12 protein-coding genes, 1 tRNA gene and 1 pseudogene are annotated in these 16,178 nt (G+C 72.4%); 3 read left to right on the forward strand and 11 right to left on the reverse strand.

Features of this window, described 5'->3' with window-relative positions; genetic code table 11:
- Positions 1-23 precede the first annotated feature (23 nt).
- The 6 genes from Pdca_RS32865 to Pdca_RS32895 are packed head-to-tail and all read right to left on the reverse strand — an operon-like array spanning position 24 to position 7,642.
- Positions 24-1,052: a C40 family peptidase gene (locus Pdca_RS32865; protein ID WP_174824340.1), complete on the reverse strand. Its 1,029-nt coding sequence runs from the start codon at positions 1,050-1,052 to the stop codon at positions 24-26.
- Positions 1,049-1,645, reverse strand: coding sequence for a hypothetical protein (locus Pdca_RS32870; protein ID WP_085914594.1), 597 nt, complete (start codon positions 1,643-1,645; stop codon positions 1,049-1,051). The genes Pdca_RS32865 and Pdca_RS32870 overlap by 4 nt, the downstream gene beginning before the upstream one ends.
- Entirely contained in the window at positions 1,635-3,554 is a 1,920-nt protein-coding gene (locus Pdca_RS32875; RefSeq protein WP_085914595.1) for a hypothetical protein, read from the reverse strand. Before Pdca_RS32875 ends, Pdca_RS32870 begins: the two co-directional genes overlap by 11 nt.
- Positions 3,551-6,550: an ATP-binding protein gene (locus Pdca_RS32880; protein ID WP_232021754.1), complete on the reverse strand. Its 3,000-nt coding sequence runs from the start codon at positions 6,548-6,550 to the stop codon at positions 3,551-3,553. Before Pdca_RS32880 ends, Pdca_RS32875 begins: the two co-directional genes overlap by 4 nt.
- On the reverse strand, positions 6,528-7,355 hold the full coding sequence (locus tag Pdca_RS37305; protein WP_232021323.1) for a hypothetical protein: 828 nt from the start codon (positions 7,353-7,355) through the stop codon (positions 6,528-6,530). The genes Pdca_RS32880 and Pdca_RS37305 overlap by 23 nt, the downstream gene beginning before the upstream one ends.
- 14 nt (positions 7,356-7,369) lie before the next feature.
- The gene (locus Pdca_RS32895) at positions 7,370-7,642 is read right to left on the reverse strand and encodes a hypothetical protein (protein ID WP_085914598.1); all 273 of its coding nucleotides are present in this window, start codon (positions 7,640-7,642) and stop codon (positions 7,370-7,372) included.
- Between the two features lie 567 nt (positions 7,643-8,209).
- Here Pdca_RS32895 and Pdca_RS32900 point away from each other — a divergent pair.
- Positions 8,210-10,642: a (Fe-S)-binding protein gene (locus Pdca_RS32900; RefSeq protein WP_085914599.1), complete on the forward strand. Its 2,433-nt coding sequence runs from the start codon at positions 8,210-8,212 to the stop codon at positions 10,640-10,642.
- 66 nt (positions 10,643-10,708) lie between these two features.
- Here the strand turns inward: Pdca_RS32900 and Pdca_RS32905 are convergent, their stop codons facing one another.
- Genes Pdca_RS32905 through Pdca_RS32915 form a run of 3 tightly spaced genes read right to left on the reverse strand, consistent with a single transcriptional unit; the run spans position 10,709 to position 13,697 of the window.
- A complete protein-coding gene (locus tag Pdca_RS32905) occupies positions 10,709-11,857 on the reverse strand; it encodes a hypothetical protein (protein WP_085914600.1) in 1,149 nt (382 codons plus the stop codon).
- Between the two features lie 56 nt (positions 11,858-11,913).
- Positions 11,914-12,498: a dCTP deaminase gene (gene dcd, locus Pdca_RS32910; RefSeq protein ID WP_085914601.1), complete on the reverse strand. Its 585-nt coding sequence runs from the start codon at positions 12,496-12,498 to the stop codon at positions 11,914-11,916.
- 23 nt (positions 12,499-12,521) lie between these two features.
- A complete protein-coding gene (locus tag Pdca_RS32915; RefSeq protein ID WP_158092250.1) occupies positions 12,522-13,697 on the reverse strand; it encodes a UDP-N-acetylglucosamine 2-epimerase in 1,176 nt (391 codons plus the stop codon).
- A gap of 162 nt (positions 13,698-13,859) precedes the next feature.
- On the opposite strand from Pdca_RS32915, the gene Pdca_RS32920 reads away from it, so the two are divergent.
- Positions 13,860-13,933 (forward strand) — tRNA-Gly (locus Pdca_RS32920).
- Between the two features lie 102 nt (positions 13,934-14,035).
- Here Pdca_RS32920 and Pdca_RS32925 read toward each other — a convergent pair.
- Both Pdca_RS32925 and Pdca_RS32930 read right to left on the reverse strand, forming a co-directional pair.
- Positions 14,036-15,208, reverse strand: a complete 1,173-nt coding sequence (locus Pdca_RS32925) for a tyrosine-type recombinase/integrase (RefSeq protein WP_166665880.1) — start codon at positions 15,206-15,208, stop codon at positions 14,036-14,038.
- Positions 15,208-15,411: a helix-turn-helix domain-containing protein gene (locus Pdca_RS32930; protein ID WP_373865518.1), complete on the reverse strand. Its 204-nt coding sequence runs from the start codon at positions 15,409-15,411 to the stop codon at positions 15,208-15,210. Before Pdca_RS32930 ends, Pdca_RS32925 begins: the two co-directional genes overlap by 1 nt.
- A gap of 70 nt (positions 15,412-15,481) precedes the next feature.
- Here Pdca_RS32930 and Pdca_RS32935 point away from each other — a divergent pair.
- A pseudogene (locus Pdca_RS32935) lies at positions 15,482-16,042 on the forward strand (IS256 family transposase); the annotation flags it as partial.
- Positions 16,043-16,178: the final 136 nt, after the last annotated feature.

Consider the following 16,178-nt stretch of genomic DNA (forward strand, 5'->3'; position numbering starts at 1 on the left):
CCAGCCGGGCCGCACCACGGCGGCTACGCCGGGTTCGGCGTCGTCCCCGGCCGGGTGGCCAGCGGGACGAGGTCGCCGAAGTCCCACGGGACCGGCTGGACCCGGACCGGGTGATCCCGGTTCGGGGCCTCCACCATCTTGTCGTCGCCGATGTACATCGTGACGTGGTAGATCGTCGACGGGTCCGAGGTGTCGTGCGCGTAGAACAGGAAGTCACCCGGCTGCATCTCGCGGACCGGCAGGTGCCCGCCGGAGCGGTACTGGTCGCGGGACACCCGCGGGATCGTCATCCCGGCCGCCTCGTAGGCCCGCATCAGCAGGCCGGAGCAGTCGTAGGCGTTCGGCCCGGTCGCACCCCACACGTAGGGCTTGCCGACCTCGCCGAGCGCGAACCCGATGGCCGCACCGGCCGCGCCGGGTGGCAGCGCACCGGTCGTCCCCGGCTCGCAGCCGGCCGGGTTGGCGACGTCGCCGATCTCGGAGACGATCGAGGCGGCCAGGCCCTCCCACTTGGCGTACGCGTCCGGGAACGCCGAGCGCTGCACGGTCTGCGCGGCCACCGTGACCGGCATCCGCTCCCAGTCCGGCACCTCCAGCAGCCGCTCGTAGAAGATCCGGCTGCTGTAGGCCGGGTCGGTGACCTGGGCCGGGCTGCCCCAGCCCATCGAGGGCCGCTGCTGGAACAGGCCCAGCGAGTCACGGTCCCCGTAGTTGATGTTGCGGAGGGTGGATTCCTGCATCGCCGTCGCCAGCGCGACCAGCCACGCGCGCGGCGGCAGTTCCATCTCCTTGGCGACCGAGATGATCGCGGTGGCGTTGGCGCGCTGCTCGTCGCTCAACGTCTCGATGGTCGCGCCGCCGCCCCCGCGGCCGACGGTGGCCGTGGAGATCCCGGTGTCGCACCATTCGGCGCCGGACGACTGACGCCCGGTGACGTTCGGGCTGAACGCCAGGAACCCGACGGTCAGGAACAGCACCAGGGCCAGCGCGATCGCGACGAACGGCAACAGCAGCCGCAGCGGGCGCAGTGCCCGGGTGAACGGGGTGCTCACACCCGGTCGTAGCGGGACACCTTCCAGCCCGCGTCGGTGTCCACGACCAGGATCGTCAGGCGCAGCGTGTCGGTCGGCACCTCCACCTCCACGCTGCGCTGTGCGGCCCGCAGCGGTGTCGCCGATCCGGTCACCCGGGACGCCGGGATGTTGGCCGGGTCCACACCGGCGAGCACGCCGAGGAACTCGTCGGTGGTGTAGGGCCGGAGCCCGGCCAGCCACTGCTCGGCCGTCGTGCCCTCGGGATGGTTGACCCACGCCGACGCCCACACCCGCGCCACCTCGAGAGCCTGCGGCGACGCCTGCTCCGGCGGCAGTGCCTCGGGCGTGAGCTCGGCGACCGGCGGGAGCATCGTCGGCGTCGGGGTCGCGGACACACCGGAGCCGCCGGAGTCCCACCCCTGCTGCCCGCCGCCGCCGGCGATCAGTCCGCCGCCGGATCCGCCACCGAGCTGCCCGCCGAGCGACACCAGCCCGAACACCAGACCTGCGAGCACGACGACGCTGACGGCCAGCCGCAGCGGGGAGCGCAGCGGCCACTGCCAGACCGAACGGTAGGCGGCCGCCCGGCCGCGCGAGGACCTAACGGGCACGGTCGCTCCGCCCGTCGCCTGCGGTCCGCGCGGCCCGCGGCCGGTAGATCTTGTAGACGGGCACGCCGTCGACCAGCTCCGGGGTCACCGGCGTCGGGTCGCCCGGCCGGCGCGGCAGCGGATCGGCGCGCCGGTAGATGGACCGGTCGTCGATCTCGCCCGGATCGGTGCGGCCGGGGACACCGGAGCCGGTGTCCGGGCGTCCGGACGCCCCGATCGGGAGCCCGGCGCGCCGCGGCTCGGCCAGCCGGGCGTTCTGCACGGTGTCCCCGGACGCCCGGCGGCGCCAGGTCCGTGCACCCGGACCGGACACGGTCTCCGCCTCGGGACGCACCGCGTCGGGGTCACCGGAGCCGTTCCCGGGGCCCCGCTCGGACCACCAGCGGCTCTGCCGCTCCTCACCGGGCAGCGGGCCGCGCATCCGGTTCCACACCTTCGACATCGGCCCGTCGGCGACACCGGGCACGATCCCGCCGAACTGCTCCCGGGTCAGCGACACCATCGACACCAGCCGCCGGAAGGGCCGCGCGACCGCCCACAGCACGAGCGTCACGACCCCGGTGACCAGCAGCGCGAGCCACAGATCGACGCCCGATCCCGGCGCGAACAGCGACACCACCAGCAACGCGTGCAGCCCCGCCAGCGCCCCCACGACGAGAGTGTTCACCACCGCGGCCCCGGTGATCCGCAGGATCGCCGGGATGACGTCCGGTTTCAGCAACGCGACGACCGCGACCGCGGGCGCACACACCACCAGCAGCCGGATGATCAGCAGCGCGACGAGCACGAGCACCTTCGCCAGCAGCTGGAACAGCGCGATGCAGGCGGCCTGGATCAGCGCGAGCGTCCCCGCCCCGATCCGGCTGCCCGACGCCCCGGTGAAGTAGCTGTAGCGGTCGCCCATCCGGTCGGCGATCGCCGCGTAGTCGGCCTTCTTCTGCTCGGCCGTCTCGGTGGTGTCCAGCCCCTGGTCGATCTCGTCGATGGTGAACGCCTGCGCCCGCAGCAGGTCGCGGCCCAGCTCCTGGGCCTGCGGTACGTCCGGTGCGCCGAAGGACCCGCGCAGCCAGTTCTGGTAGGCGACCTGGTCGACCAGCACGGTCGGCAACGTGTCCCGGGTGCCGAGCCCGATCTGGCCGAGGAAGCCCTCCTGCATCTGGGTGACGCCGTCGAGCAGCAGATCATCGGCCGCCCGTGACCAGTCCACCGGGGCGAGATACGCCGCCGATCCGATCATCAGGGCGAGCACCGCGATCCCGGTGCGCTGGGCCTGTTTCGCCAGTTCCCCGCGCATCGCCAGCAGCAGCACGATGATCGCGAAGCCCAGCAGCGCGAGGCCGACCCAGGTGGTGAACACCGTCTCGTACATCGCGCGGGTCGCGGTGGTGATCACGTTGTCGATCGGCTCGAACAGTGCGCCGCCGTCGGCGATCAGGTAGTGCGCCCAGTTGACGCCACCGACGGTGAGCTTGGCGAGGTTGAAGGCCTGGTTGCCGAGCCAGGTGTCGGTCGTGACCGACGGGTTCAGCACCCCCGACGCGGCACAGCCGAGGTCGTAGTTGTGCCAGACCAGGCCGGCGTAGCCGACCTCTTCGTAGACCGATCCGGCCTCACCGTGCAGCGCGCTCGGCCGGTCCAGCGAGCCGACCAGACCGGTGCCGGGGCGGTCCGGTTCGGGCGGCGTCTTGCAGTCCAGTGCCTGGGCCAACGCCGGGGTGCCGATCAGCAGCGTGCCGCCGACCAGCGCGGCGACCACGAGTGCCGCCCGCCGGCGGGGACGCGCCGGCCCGGTCGTCCGGCCCCGCCGGGAACGACGGGACTGCCGGACCGAGACCAGGACGGCCGCCAGCAGTACACCCAGCACCACCCAGAGACCGGCGCCTCCGGACGGGTCGAGCCCGCCCGTCACCGCCCGTCACCGTCGGGATCGGGCCGGGGATCCTGCCCGGTGCGCGGCTCGTCGACCACCCACTCGTCGTCGAGCTCGTCGAGCAGATCGAGCTGCTCGTCGTCGAACAGTTCCGCGGAGTCGAGATCGGCCCGGTCCAGCACATCGGCCGAGACCACCTGCACGGCCCCCGCCCGGACGCCGCCGACCAGCACCGGATCGGCGTCGCCGACCGGGCCGATCCGGGTGTCGGCGCCGCGCAGGTCGATGTCGTCGCCGTCCAGGTCGGGGACGACTGCCGACGGCGGCGGCTGGCGCGGCGCGGCGGGCAGCGGGGTCGGTTCGTCCGGCGCGGTCAGCTCGGGGCCGGCCGGTCCGGCGGCCCGTGGCTTGACGCGGGCGGCGTCCGGGTTGGTGTCCAGCGCGTCCCGGATGTGCTCCAGGTGCGGCGCCTCCAGGTCGATCCGGATCTTCTCGACGCCACCGTGTCCGTCGGCGAACACGAACTGGCGCGGGGTGTCGTCCGGGCGGTCGTCGTGCCGGGGGCGCGGGGAGAGCGTCCCGAGCATCTCCTCGTAGCCGACGTCGGTGGGCACCCGCAGCAGCCGCAACGCCTCGGACTGCGCCTCCTCGTCGTCGGTCCGGCCGACGAACACCGCGTTCACCAGCGACGCGAACCCGGAGACCCGCAGCAGGTCACCGGCCAGCTGGGAGGCGAACAACGCCCGGACGTTGAACTTGCGGGAGTCGCGGGCCAGCCGGTCGATCAGCACCTTGCCGGTGGGCACCTGGGACAGGAAGTGCGTCTCGTCCAGCGCGACGCCCTTGCGCAGGTTGCGGTCGGCGTCGTAGATCGTGCGCTGGGTCAGCCAGGACGCCAGGTTCAGCAGCTCGACGCCGAGCGCCTCGTTGTCGGTCCACTCCTCGCGCGGGCTGCCCGGGCGCGGCAGCGACAGACCCTGCATGGTCAGCACCGTGAGCCGGTAGTCGCGGTCGGCGTGCCACGGGTCGGCGCGGGTCTCGTCCGGGAACAGCAGGGCGGCCTGGGGCAGCTCCCGACGCTCGTCGAGGAAGTCCGCGACGACGCCGGCGTGGTCCTCGCCCTCCGCCGCGTGCCGGCGCAGCGTGTCGATCACCATGCCGGGATGCCGGTCGGGGGCGCCGCCGACCTCACGCACCGCACGCAGCAGCACGATCCGGGTGTGCGGCTGCCGGGAGATCTCGTAGGGCAGCAGGCCGGAGAGCACGTCGAGCACCAGCCGTCGCCGGGTGGCGGCGGCCAGCGATCGCTCCCGCTTCCAGGCGCGCTCGGGGTCCTCGTCGTCGGCGAAGTGGTCCGGGCGCGGCTCGGCCACCACCCGGTACGGGTTGAGGATGCCCGGGTCGGCGCGCAGCAGGTTGATGTGCCGGGAGAACGGCGCGAGCTCGGGCAGCCGGGCCAGCTCGGCGAGCGGGCCGGACGGGTCGAGCACCGTCCAGCGGGCCCCGGCGCGCAGCGTCTTGTAGACGACCAGGCCGGTGAGGAACGACTTGCCGGAACCGAGCCCGCCGACGATCGCGGTCAGCCCGGACGCCCGCCGGACCTCCTGGGCCAGCCACGGGTCCCAGGCGACCGGGCGCCGGGTCGCGGTGCAGGTCTCGCCGAGCATGATGCCGCGCCGGTCGCCGACGCTCGCGGTCGCCGCGGGCACCCCGGACGCCGCCCAGGTGACGCTGCCCCGGCGCCGGTACGCCGTCGACGCGAGCGGCTCACCCGGGATGAACTCCCGGGCGTAGCGGTACTGCGCCTCCGGGTGCTCGATCTGCACCTTGGGCCGGTACAGGTCGACGACCTGCTGGGCGCGGGTGGTGGCCTCGGCCTCGTCGCGGCCGGACACGGCGATCCGCCACCAGCCGTAGAGCCTGGTGTTGAGCTGGGTGAGCCCGGTGGTGAGCTCGTCCTCGACCTCGAGCACCCGGTCGGCCTGGCGGGCCAGCGACATCGGCGGATCGAGGTCGTGGTCGTGCGTGTAGTGCCGGATCTGGCTGCGCACCTTGCCCATCTGGCGTTGCAGCTCGCCGGTGACGTCCTCCGGGCGGCGGATGTACATCCGGGCCGACCACTCCACCGGGAACGGCAGCCGGTCCGAGTGCTGCATCCACGGGTCGTCGATCTCCGGGATGCGCAGGCCCTCCATCAGGCCCAGCGAGAGCACCGCGACATTGCGGGAGACGGTCTGCGAGCGCATCCGCCCGACCACCTGCACGGTCGGCGCGTACGGCTCCTGGTGCAGGTCGACGCCCTCGGTGAAGGCGGCCAGGTCCTCGGCCTCCCAGGTGCTGACCCCGCGCGGGACCGACGACAGCCCGCGCGGCGCGGGCAGCCCGAGCGCGACCGAGCGGTGCATCAGCCACGCCATGTCCTCGGCGCTGGCCGGGACGGCGTCCAGCCCGGACCCGGCGACCAGGACGTCGAGGTGGTTCACCTCGGACTCCAGCGCGGCCAGCTCGGCACGCACGGCGGACGGCGCGATCCGGTCCAGCACCGGCGCGGCCCGCTCCACCCAGCGGTCGAGCAGTCCGCGGCCGGACACCTCGATACCGAGGAAGACCTCCTTGTCGGCCATCGACAGCCCCATCAGGTGGCGCTGCTCGCCCTCCAGGAAGCCGTCCCAGCCGAGCGCGCCGGGGACGTCGGGCATCCGGCCCATGGCGTTCTGGTCGAAGGACTCGGCCCACATGTGCACCGGGTAGGGCCGGGTGGTCACCCGCATGTGCAGCCAGCGGCCCTGCATCTCGCCCAGCTGGGCGGCGATCTGCCGGATCAGCACCTCGCGCTGGCCGTCGCTGCGGAAGCTCCAGGCCTGTGCGGCGAGCCGGTACCAGGCCATCACCTGGGTGCCGGTGCGCGTGAGGTGGCCGTCGATCGACCGCAGCGCTATCGACGGCGTGTAGCCCGACCCGCCCTCACCGGCCCGGGCACGGCCACGCCTGCGCGCCCGGCGGGAGGTTCGTTCAGGTGCGGCCACGGTGGCCACCACTGCGCCAGGGCTCGGACTGACGGGTGCGGGCCGCTGTACCCGTCCGGCGACCGCGCTTGCCGATCCGGCCGCGCGCCTTGCGGAAGCGGCCCTGCTTCGGCGCGCTCACCGGGTCCGGGAGCGGCGGGACGACGCGGCGCGGCTCGGCCGGCTCGGAGCCCGGCCCCTCGGCGCTGTCACCGTCGACGACGGCGGGCACGGTCGGGGCACGGTCGGCCACGAACGGGCCCTTCGTGGCAACCGGCTTCCCGAACTGCCCGCCGGTGGCGCCGGGGGCGGGAACCGCACCGTCGGTCAGCGCAGCGGCGGCTCCCGTCGGGTGGGCCGCGGAACCGGCGCGGGGGGCGGGGACGGCGCCGTCGGCGAGCGCGGGCCGCGCGCCCCGCCCGGCGACCTTCCACGGCCGCGTCGTCGCGCCGGCGCGCAGCGCCGCCGCGGGCTGGGCGCGCGAGGTCTGGATCCGGACGTGCCGGGCGCCCACCGATCCACCACTCGGCCGCCGGTCGGCCCGCGGCCCGGTCACCTCGGCCCAGAACTGGCCGAGCACCTGGCCGAGCGGACGCTCGTAGTCGATCTTCTTACCGAGGAACCCGGTGATCGCGACGGTGCCGACGAGTGCCCAGGCGACCGAGATGAAGTCCAGCCCGATCCCGAGCTGCCGCTGGAACATCATGATCAGCATCATCACGAGCAGCCCGACGCCGTAGCTGACGTAGCGGGCGCGCCAGGGGAACGTGGCCCGGGGCGGGCCCAGCCAGACCGCATCGACTCGGTAGATCTCGTCGTCGGTACGAACGAGCACGGATCAGCCCCGGCTCAGCCCGTGGAGACGAGCAGGTTGGCCAGCGCCTGACCGACGGCCGGACCGCTGCCGGTCACGGCGATACCCAGCGCGACGAGCCCGACCAACAGCCCGATGCTCCGCCGGGCCACGCCGGCGTTGTCCCCACGGCCACCGATCCACAGCAGGATCACGGCGATCGCGAGCAGAACCAGCGGAACGATGTTGTTCGTGATCCAGTCGCGGAGGTTCACGGTCGTCAGCTCGCCCTGGGCGAGCACCAGCTGGATCGCCTCGAGCGAGGTCATCACAGCTCCTCCTTGCGGCATCCGCTTGTCCCGGTCGCTCCCGCAGGCGAGTAGACCACGAGACCCGACGGTGATAGTAGAGGAGTGGCCCGTACGCCCGGTGTGAACGCCACGCACCGCAACGGATCAGACACGGTCGGCCGAATGGACCCCCCGTATCTCGGACGTGACTCGTGCCTCACCTTCGGGCGGTCGACTGGGGCGAGGGCGCCGGAAATGTCATGGTCGAGGGTGGCTACTGTTCGGTAACAAAGCTTGACCCGTCCCGCGGTGGTGCGGGACGCGCCGCGCCGGCGAGCACTACCCTTCGCCCGACCGCCGTTGCGTCCCACCACACCAACGCGACGGCGACGTCCGAGGAGGCACTGCGATGGAGAGGCCCGCCCGGTCCCGGGGGCACGGTCCGCCGTGCCCCCGGCCGCCCGCCTCCCAGGCACTCCCCGGTCACCGAAACATGATTCCCGTCCCGTTCCGCCGCGATGACGGCGCCTCCGGCGCCACCCGTCTCAGGTCGGCACGGCCCCGCACAGCCCTCGGGCCGGGTGCTCTCAAGGGAGGTTGCTCCATATGACCTGGGTGCAGTATGTGCTCGGCACCATCACGGTGCTGTCGGCGGTCGTCGCGGTCGTGCTGGTCAGCCGCACGGTCGCGAAGATGGTGTCGATCATCCGGCTCGGTCAGCCGGCTCCGGACCGCGTCGGCCCGTTCGGCCCGCGGTTCATGACCATGCTCAAGGAGACCCTGGGTCACACCAGGATGCTCAAGTGGAGCCACATCGGCGTCCTGCACTGGCTGGTGATGGTCGGCTTCGGTGGCCTGTTCCTGGCGCTGGTCGAGGCGTTCGTCGAGGTCTGGAACCCGACGTTCCACCTGCCGCTGATCGGCACCTGGTCGGTCTACTCGCTGTTCGTCGAGATCCTCGGCGTCGGCACCGTGGTCGGTATCGGTGCGCTGATCGTCATCCGCCAGCTGCACAACCCGGCCCGCCAGGGCAGGCTGTCGCGGTTCTACGGCTCCAACATGGGCCGGGCCTACTTCGTCGAGGGCATCGTGTTCCTCGAGGGGCTGGGCATCCTGGTCGTGCGCGGCGCGAAGATCTCGCTCGGCGCGTTCGACGTGCCGACCTGGTCGGCCCCGGTCTCCACCGCGCTCGCGGCGATCCTGCCGCCCTCGGAGACGCTGGTGACGGTGTTCGCCGCGGTCAAGGTGCTCTCCGCGACGATCTGGCTGATCGTGATCGCCCTGACGCCGACGATGGGCGTGGCGTGGCACCGGTTCACTGCGTTCCCGAACATCTACTTCAAGCGCGAGGACTCCGGTCGCAAGGCGCTCGGCGCGGTCAAGCCGATGATGTCGGGCGGCAAGCCGCTGGACTTCGAGGAGGCCGATCCGGACACCGACGTGTTCGGCGCGGGCAAGGTCGAGGACTTCACCTGGAAGGGCCTGCTCGACTTCACCACGTGCACCGAGTGCGGCCGCTGCCAGTCGCAGTGCCCGGCCTGGAACACCGAGAAGCCGCTCTCGCCCAAGCTGCTGGTCAACGCGCTGCGTGACAACGCCTACGCCAAGGCCCCCTACCTGCTCGCCGGTGGCCGGAAGGACATGGCAGGCGACGAGATCGGCATCACCGGCGACGACGCCGAGGCCCGCCTGGCGGCGATCCCCGAGGCCGCGCGCACCGAGGCCGAGCGGCCGCTGATCGGCGGCGAGGACGTGCTCGGCGTGATCGACCCGGAGATCCTCTGGTCGTGCACCACCTGCGGGGCCTGCGTCGAGCAGTGCCCGGTCGACATCGAGCACGTCGATCACATCGTCGACATGCGCCGCTACCAGGTCATGATCGAGTCCGAGTTCCCGACCGAGCTCAACTCGCTGTTCAAGAACCTGGAGAACAAGGGCAACCCCTGGGGGCAGAACCCGAAGGACCGCCTGGAGTGGACCAAGGGCCTCGACTTCGAGGTGCCGGTCGTCGAGGGCGAGCTGGACGCCGAGACCGAGTACCTGTTCTGGATCGGCTGCGCCGGCGCGTTCGACGACGGCCAGAAGAAGACCATCCAGGCCACCGCGGAGCTGCTGCACCGGGCCGGGGTGAACTTCGCCGTGCTCGGCTCGGGAGAGACCTGCACCGGTGACCCGGCGCGCCGCTCGGGCAACGAGTTCGTCTTCCAGATGCTCGCCCAGCAGAACGTCGAGACCCTCAACACGGTCTTCGAGGGCCGCGAGACCGGCACCCGCAAGATCGTCACGACCTGCCCGCACTGCCTCAACACCCTGGGCCGGGAGTACCCGCAGCTCGACGGGCACTACGAGGTCCTGCACCACACCCAGCTGCTCAACAAGCTGGTGCGGGAGAAGAAGCTGGTGCCGGTGTCCGCCCCGGCGGGCGAGGAGACCGGCCCGGTCACCTACCACGACCCCTGCTACCTCGGGCGGCACAACGAGGTCTACGAGGAGCCCCGCGCGCTGATCAACGCCACCGGGGCGGCCGGCACGACCACGCTGACCGAGATGCCGCGCCACGGCGACCGGTCGATGTGCTGCGGTGCCGGTGGCGCCCGGATGTGGATGGAGGAGCGCATCGGCAAGCGCATCAACTTCACCCGCGCCGAGGAGGCCGCCGAGACCCTGCAGCAGGCGGGCAACGGCACGGAGCCCTCCGGGACGCTCGCGGTCGGCTGCCCGTTCTGCCGCACGATGATGACCGACGGTGTGAACCAGACCGCCGGTGAGGCCGTCAAGGTCCAGGACGTCTCGCAGATGCTGCTCGCCGCCGTGCGCCGCGGGGACCCGGCTCCGGAGCCGACCCCCGAGCCGGAGCCGACCCCCGAGCCCTCGGCCGAGGCCCCGGCTGAGTCCCCGGCTGAGTCGGAGGTCCCGTCCGGGACCGACGGCGCGGAGAGCACCGGGACCGCACCGACCCCCGAGCAGGGTTCGAACGGCGCAGCGAGCAACGGCTCGTCGCCCGACCAGGCCGCGCGGGAACGCTCGACCGAGAACTGATCATCGCCCTGGCGCCGCGGGCCGCGTGGATCGCGGCCCGCGGCTCCGGGACGGTGATCCGGGTGCTCAGCAGGGCGTGAAGGACGAGACCTGGAAGGTCGGCGTCGCAGCGGGGGTGCGGGTCAGCACCACGGTTCCCAGCTGCGGGCCGGCGGCGGCACCCCAGGCGGTGTCGCAGCCGTCGACGACGGTGCTGCCGCCGGGCGGGACGTCCGGATCCGACTGCCGGTCCGGCGTCGTGATCGGGGCATCGGAGGGGACCCGGGAGTGCAGGACGGCGATGGCGTCCTCACAGGTCGCGGCACCGGTCGCGAGCCGGAGCTGCTCGATCGCCGGGTCCTGCACCAGACGGCAGACCCGCGCCGGGTTCCCGTCCGCGACACCGGTGTCGAGCGCGACGAGCGCGAGCTGCGGCCGGTCGACACCGAGCGCCGCGCGCATCTGGGCGCCGGCCTGAGCGTCGATCCGAGCCTGGTCCTGGCGGATCTCGGCGGACCGGAACGTGTAACCCGCCCCGGAGACGACGAGCAGCACCCCACCCACCGCCAGGACCTTCCAGCGGGGGAGCAGCAGCAGCCCGGCCACGACCACGCCGACGCCCAGCGCGAGCCCCCAGGCCCACGGGTTCCGGGCCGTGGCCTGCAGCAGCGCGCCGACCAGCACGACCCCCGCGACGTGCGGGGCCCAGCCGTTCAGCAGCCGGTCGAGCCGGAACAGGGTGAGCAGCAGCAGGGTGCCGAAGCCGAGCCCGACCGGCACCCACCAGCGGTCCGGATCGTCGAGGAACGGCAGCAGCAGGACGGCGGCACCGACCAGGCCGAGCGCGCTCGCCCCGCGGACGGTGCGCGGGCGCAGCTTGCGCCAGTGCGCCCACGGATCGCCGTCCGGGCCTGGCCCGGTGGGACGCGCGGCGCCCGTCTCCCGGGGGCCGGGACGGTCGTCCTCGCGGTCCGGCGCGGCGCCGGCCCGCGGGACGTGGACCATCGCGGAGCCGGGCTCGGCGTCGTCGCGTGCACCGGCGTGCGCGCCGGCGTCGCGCACAGCTGCGTGCGCACCGGCGTCGCGCGTATCGGCGTCGTTCGCACCGGCGCCGGGCGTACCGGCGGCTGCGCCGTCACCCGGCCGCCGGCCGCGGTCGGGCCTGCCGGGGCGGCGGCGTCCGGTCGCCCACGGATCGGCGGGCCCGTTCTCCGGGGAGCTGCGGTCGGCGTCCATCGTGACCAGCGTAGCGACGCGGCGCCGGCACGCCGCGGAACGACGAGCTGGTGGTGTCAGGTCCGGCGGGTGTCGGTGCGGTGGAAGTTGCGGAACGCCCGCGACGGCGTCGGGCCGCGCTGGCCCTGGTAGCGGGAACCGACGCCCGCGCTGCCGTAGGGCCGCTCGGCGGGGCTGGACAGCCGGAACAGGCACAGCTGCCCGATCTTCATGCCGGGCCAGAGCGTGATCGGCAGGTTCGCCACGTTCGACAGCTCGAGGGTGATGTGGCCGGTGAAGCCGGGATCGATGAACCCGGCCGTGGAGTGGGTGAGCAGGCCGAGACGGCCCAGTGAGCTCTTGCCCTCCAGCCGTCCGGCCAGGTCGTCGGGCAGGCCCACCCGCTCGAACGTGGATCCGAGCACGAACTCACCGGGGTGCAGCACGAACGTCTCACCGTCCGGCGTCTCGACCGGCGTGGTCAGCTCGTCCTGCTGCTGGGCCGGGTCGATGTGGGTGTAGCGGGAGTTCTGGAACACCCGGAAGTAGCGGTCCAGCCGGACGTCGATGCTCGACGGCTGGAGCATCTCGACGTCCCACGGATCGAGCACCAGCCGCCCGGAATCGATCTCCTTGCGCAGGTCACCGTCGGAGAGCAGCACCGGGACACCCTAGCGATCGACGATCAAGCCTCGGACGACTCCTCCGCACCCGACTCCGATCCCGACTCCGAGGTGACCTCCGGGCCCAGCTGCGGCGAGCGGCAGAGGCCGAACATCCAGGCCACCGCCTGCTCCGCTCGGGCGGCCTCGAAACCGTCGGACGACGCGGGGCGACGACCGTGGTCGCCGTCCATCACCTGCGCGACGGACGCCGCCGCGTCGTGCGCGGCGATGCTGCGGATCGAGTCGCCGGGCTGCGGCACGTTCGGGCCGTCGACCAACACCGCGAGCGTGCCGAGCCCGGGCGCGTCGACCACCAGCTCGTGGTCGTCGGTGACGACGACGGTCGCGGCGGCCAGCACGGCCAGCTCATCGGGCAGGTCCAGCCGGGGGACGACGGTGACCCGCGGATGCCCGGCCAGTGACAGTGCCGGTTCCTCGGTCGCGAGCGAGCCGGTCACCAGGATCTCGATCCGCGGGTAGCGCTCCAGCAGGTCGGCGAGGCCACCGAGCACCGGCAGCGACGACGACCGCTCCAGGTCGACCAGCACCAGCCTGCGGTGCTGCTCGTGTGCCCGCTGCAGGGCGTCGCGGCAGTTGCGGTCGGACGGCCCGGGAAGCGAGTTGACCGTGTCGCCGATCGTGAGGACGTTCGGGCCGAGCGGGCTGCCGAGCGCGGACCCGCTGGTCGTCAGGAACAGCGACGCCAGCTGGCCGATCACCCGCCGGTGCGCCTCCTGCGGGAACGGGCACAGCAGGTCGTCGGTGCCCATGCCGGCCTGCATGTGGACGATCGGGATCCGCCGCCAGAACGCCACCGACGCCGCGACCGCCGCGGCCAGCCCGCCACCGTGCACCAGCACCGCCGACGGGTCCTGGTCCACCATCAGCTGGTCGAGCCGGGTCAGCAGGGCGGCAGCGACGTCCGCCACGGCGGGACCGACGTCGCCGGGCAGCAGAAGCGTGATGTCCGTTGCGACGTCGAGCGCCTCGAAGGTCTCGTGCACGCCCATCGGGTCCGAGCCGGTCGCGACGGTGATCCCGCGGATCCGGTCCGCGGCGGCGATCGCGGACGCCACCGGGGCGAGCCGCGCCACCTCCGGCCGGCTGCCGGCGATGAGGAGGATGTCGTGCTCGTGCTCCGACATCTCGGCCGCCTCGGCGCCGGACCCCGACGTCAGCGGTTCGAACATGCTCATCGCGACCCCTTCCGACCGGCACCTGGCCGTTGTCCGGAGTGTGCGGGACGGTCGCGGTGAGGGTCGAGGTGATCGCGCCGGGTGGTCGGATCCTGCGACGACCGGGGTGTGGTGGCCCATGACAGGTCGCCGACAGCTGGTGCTAAGGTGATCGTGCACCGTGCGGATGTAGTTCAATGGTAGAACATCAGCTTCCCAAGCTGAATACGCGGGTTCGATTCCCGTCATCCGCTCCATCAACGAAGGCCCAGGTCAGCGGTGGATTTACCACCGAGCCTGGGCCTTCGTCGTTCTCGCTGAACGGCCTTGCGTGCTATCAACGTGCGATTCGGGGTGGCTCACCCAGCGACCGGCGGATCGCGCTCGTCGTCCTGTGAGCGCGTGACCCCACGTCGGTGGTCGTCGACCAGGCCGCTCAGCCCGTCGGCGATACGGCGATCGGCCGAGCTGGTCGCACGCTGGTAGATCAGGGCCGCCCGCATGTCGTCGTGCCCCATCCGGGACATCAGGTCCTTGGTGCTCGCGCCGGTCTGGGCGGCCCAGAGGTTGCCGGTGTGCCGTAGGTCGTGGAAGTGCAGGCCGGGCGCGCCGATCTTCTTCACGGTCTCGACCCAGCGGACCAGGTTGTTGAAGTGCGCCCGGCGCAGTGCCCCGCCCTTGGGCCCGGTGAACAGCAGCGCGTCCGGGCCCGGACCGACGTAGGTGCGTAGGTGCTCGACCAGCTCCGGGCGAACGGCGGTCGGGATGCTGACCGTCCGGACTCCTGCCCGGGACTTGGGCGGGCCGACGACGATCCCCCGACCGACGACCTCGGTGTGGGCGACGCTCACTCGCAGCCAGCTCCCGTCGGGGGCGACGTCCTGCCGTCGCAACGCTGTCGCCTCTCCCCACCGCAGCGTCGCGAACGCGGTCACGATGATCAGCATCCGCAGCCGCCGGTAGCGCATCGCGTCGGCCAGCTCGAACACCTGCGGCAGCGTCAGGACCGGCCGTTCCGCCGGGTTCTCCTGGTCGGCGCCACGCACCCGGCACGGGTTCCGGGTGAGGATGCGATCCTCCTCGACGGCGGTGTTCAGCACGGCCCGGAGCAGCCGGTACGCCTTGGCCGCCATCGTCTGGGAGACCCCGGCGACGAGCAGGTCGGCCCGCCACTGCCGGACGAGCGCCGTGGTCAACTCGCCGAGCGCGACGCCGCCGAGGGTGGGGACGATGTGCCGGGCCAGCAGCCACCGGTACAGCTCGACGGTGCGGGGCCGGAGTCCGGCGCGCTGCTCGACCCAGCTCTCGGCGTAGTCGACGAGCCGGACCTTGGCCCGGGACGGGTCCGTCCACTCACCCTGACTGATCGTCGCCTCGACGCGGGACAGGTAGACGTCGGCGTCTGCCTTGCGCGCGAAGGTGGTCGATGCGGTCCGGCGCTGGCCGTCCGGCCCGAGGTAACTCGCCTGGTAGCGGCCGGACGGGAGCTTGCGGACGTGCCCGAACCGGCGGTGGCCTCGTCGGTTACCCATCAGGCCACACCCCCGAGGTCCCGCCAGACGCTCGCGGCGGTCACCGGCTCGACCCGGCCCGCCTGCACGAAGGCGTCGAGGTCGGCGACGGCGAACCGCACGTGCCGCCCGACCCGGAAGAAGGTGATGCGGCGTTCGGCGATCAGCCGGCGGACGAAGCGAACCGAGGTGTTCAGGTGCTCGGCCGCCTGCGGGACGGTCAGGTACGGGACTGTCTGATCTTCGGTGTAACTGGTCCGACACGCCGAGCGCAGCTCGGTGGGAGGAGCAGTCATGACCAGCACGATCGAGCCTGTGCCCGACCGGATTGATCAGCAACAGCTTGCCCAGCAGCTCGTCGAGGCGGCCCGCGCCGAAGGTGTCGAGCTCGTCGGCCCGGGCGGTCTACTCGCCGGGTTGACCAAGACCGTGCTCGAGACCGCGCTGGAGGCGGAGATGAGCGAGCACCTGGGCTACGAACCTCACGACCCGGCCGGTCACAACGGCCAGAACTCCCGCAACGGCACCAGGTCGAAGACGGTTCTGACCGAGATCGGCCCAGTCGAGATCGAGGTCCCACGCGACCGTGACGCCAGCTTCGCGCCAGTGATCGTGCGTAAGCGGCAACGCCGCCTGGACGGCATCGACGAGATCGTGCTGTCGCTGACCGCGCGCGGCCTGACCACCGGCGAGGTCGCGGCGCACTTCGAGGAGGTCTACGGTGCCAAGGTCTCCAAGGACACCATCTCCCGCATCACCGACAAGGTCGTCGAGGAGATGACCGAGTGGCAGAACCGACCGCTCGACCCGGTCTATCCGGTGATCTTCATCGACGCGATCCACGTCAAGGTCCGGGCTCTGGCGCACTTCGCGTGATCGGCGGTCCGGCGTGGCTCCCGGTCTCTGGTCCGCGACGGAGCAAGATCACTTGAATGTGATCTTACGCAGCTGCTCCCGCATCTGGACTCGGTCGAGATCCAGACGATTGAGG

The sequence above is a fragment of the Pseudonocardia autotrophica genome, from assembly GCF_003945385.1.
Lineage (GTDB): Bacteria > Actinomycetota > Actinomycetes > Mycobacteriales > Pseudonocardiaceae > Pseudonocardia > Pseudonocardia autotrophica.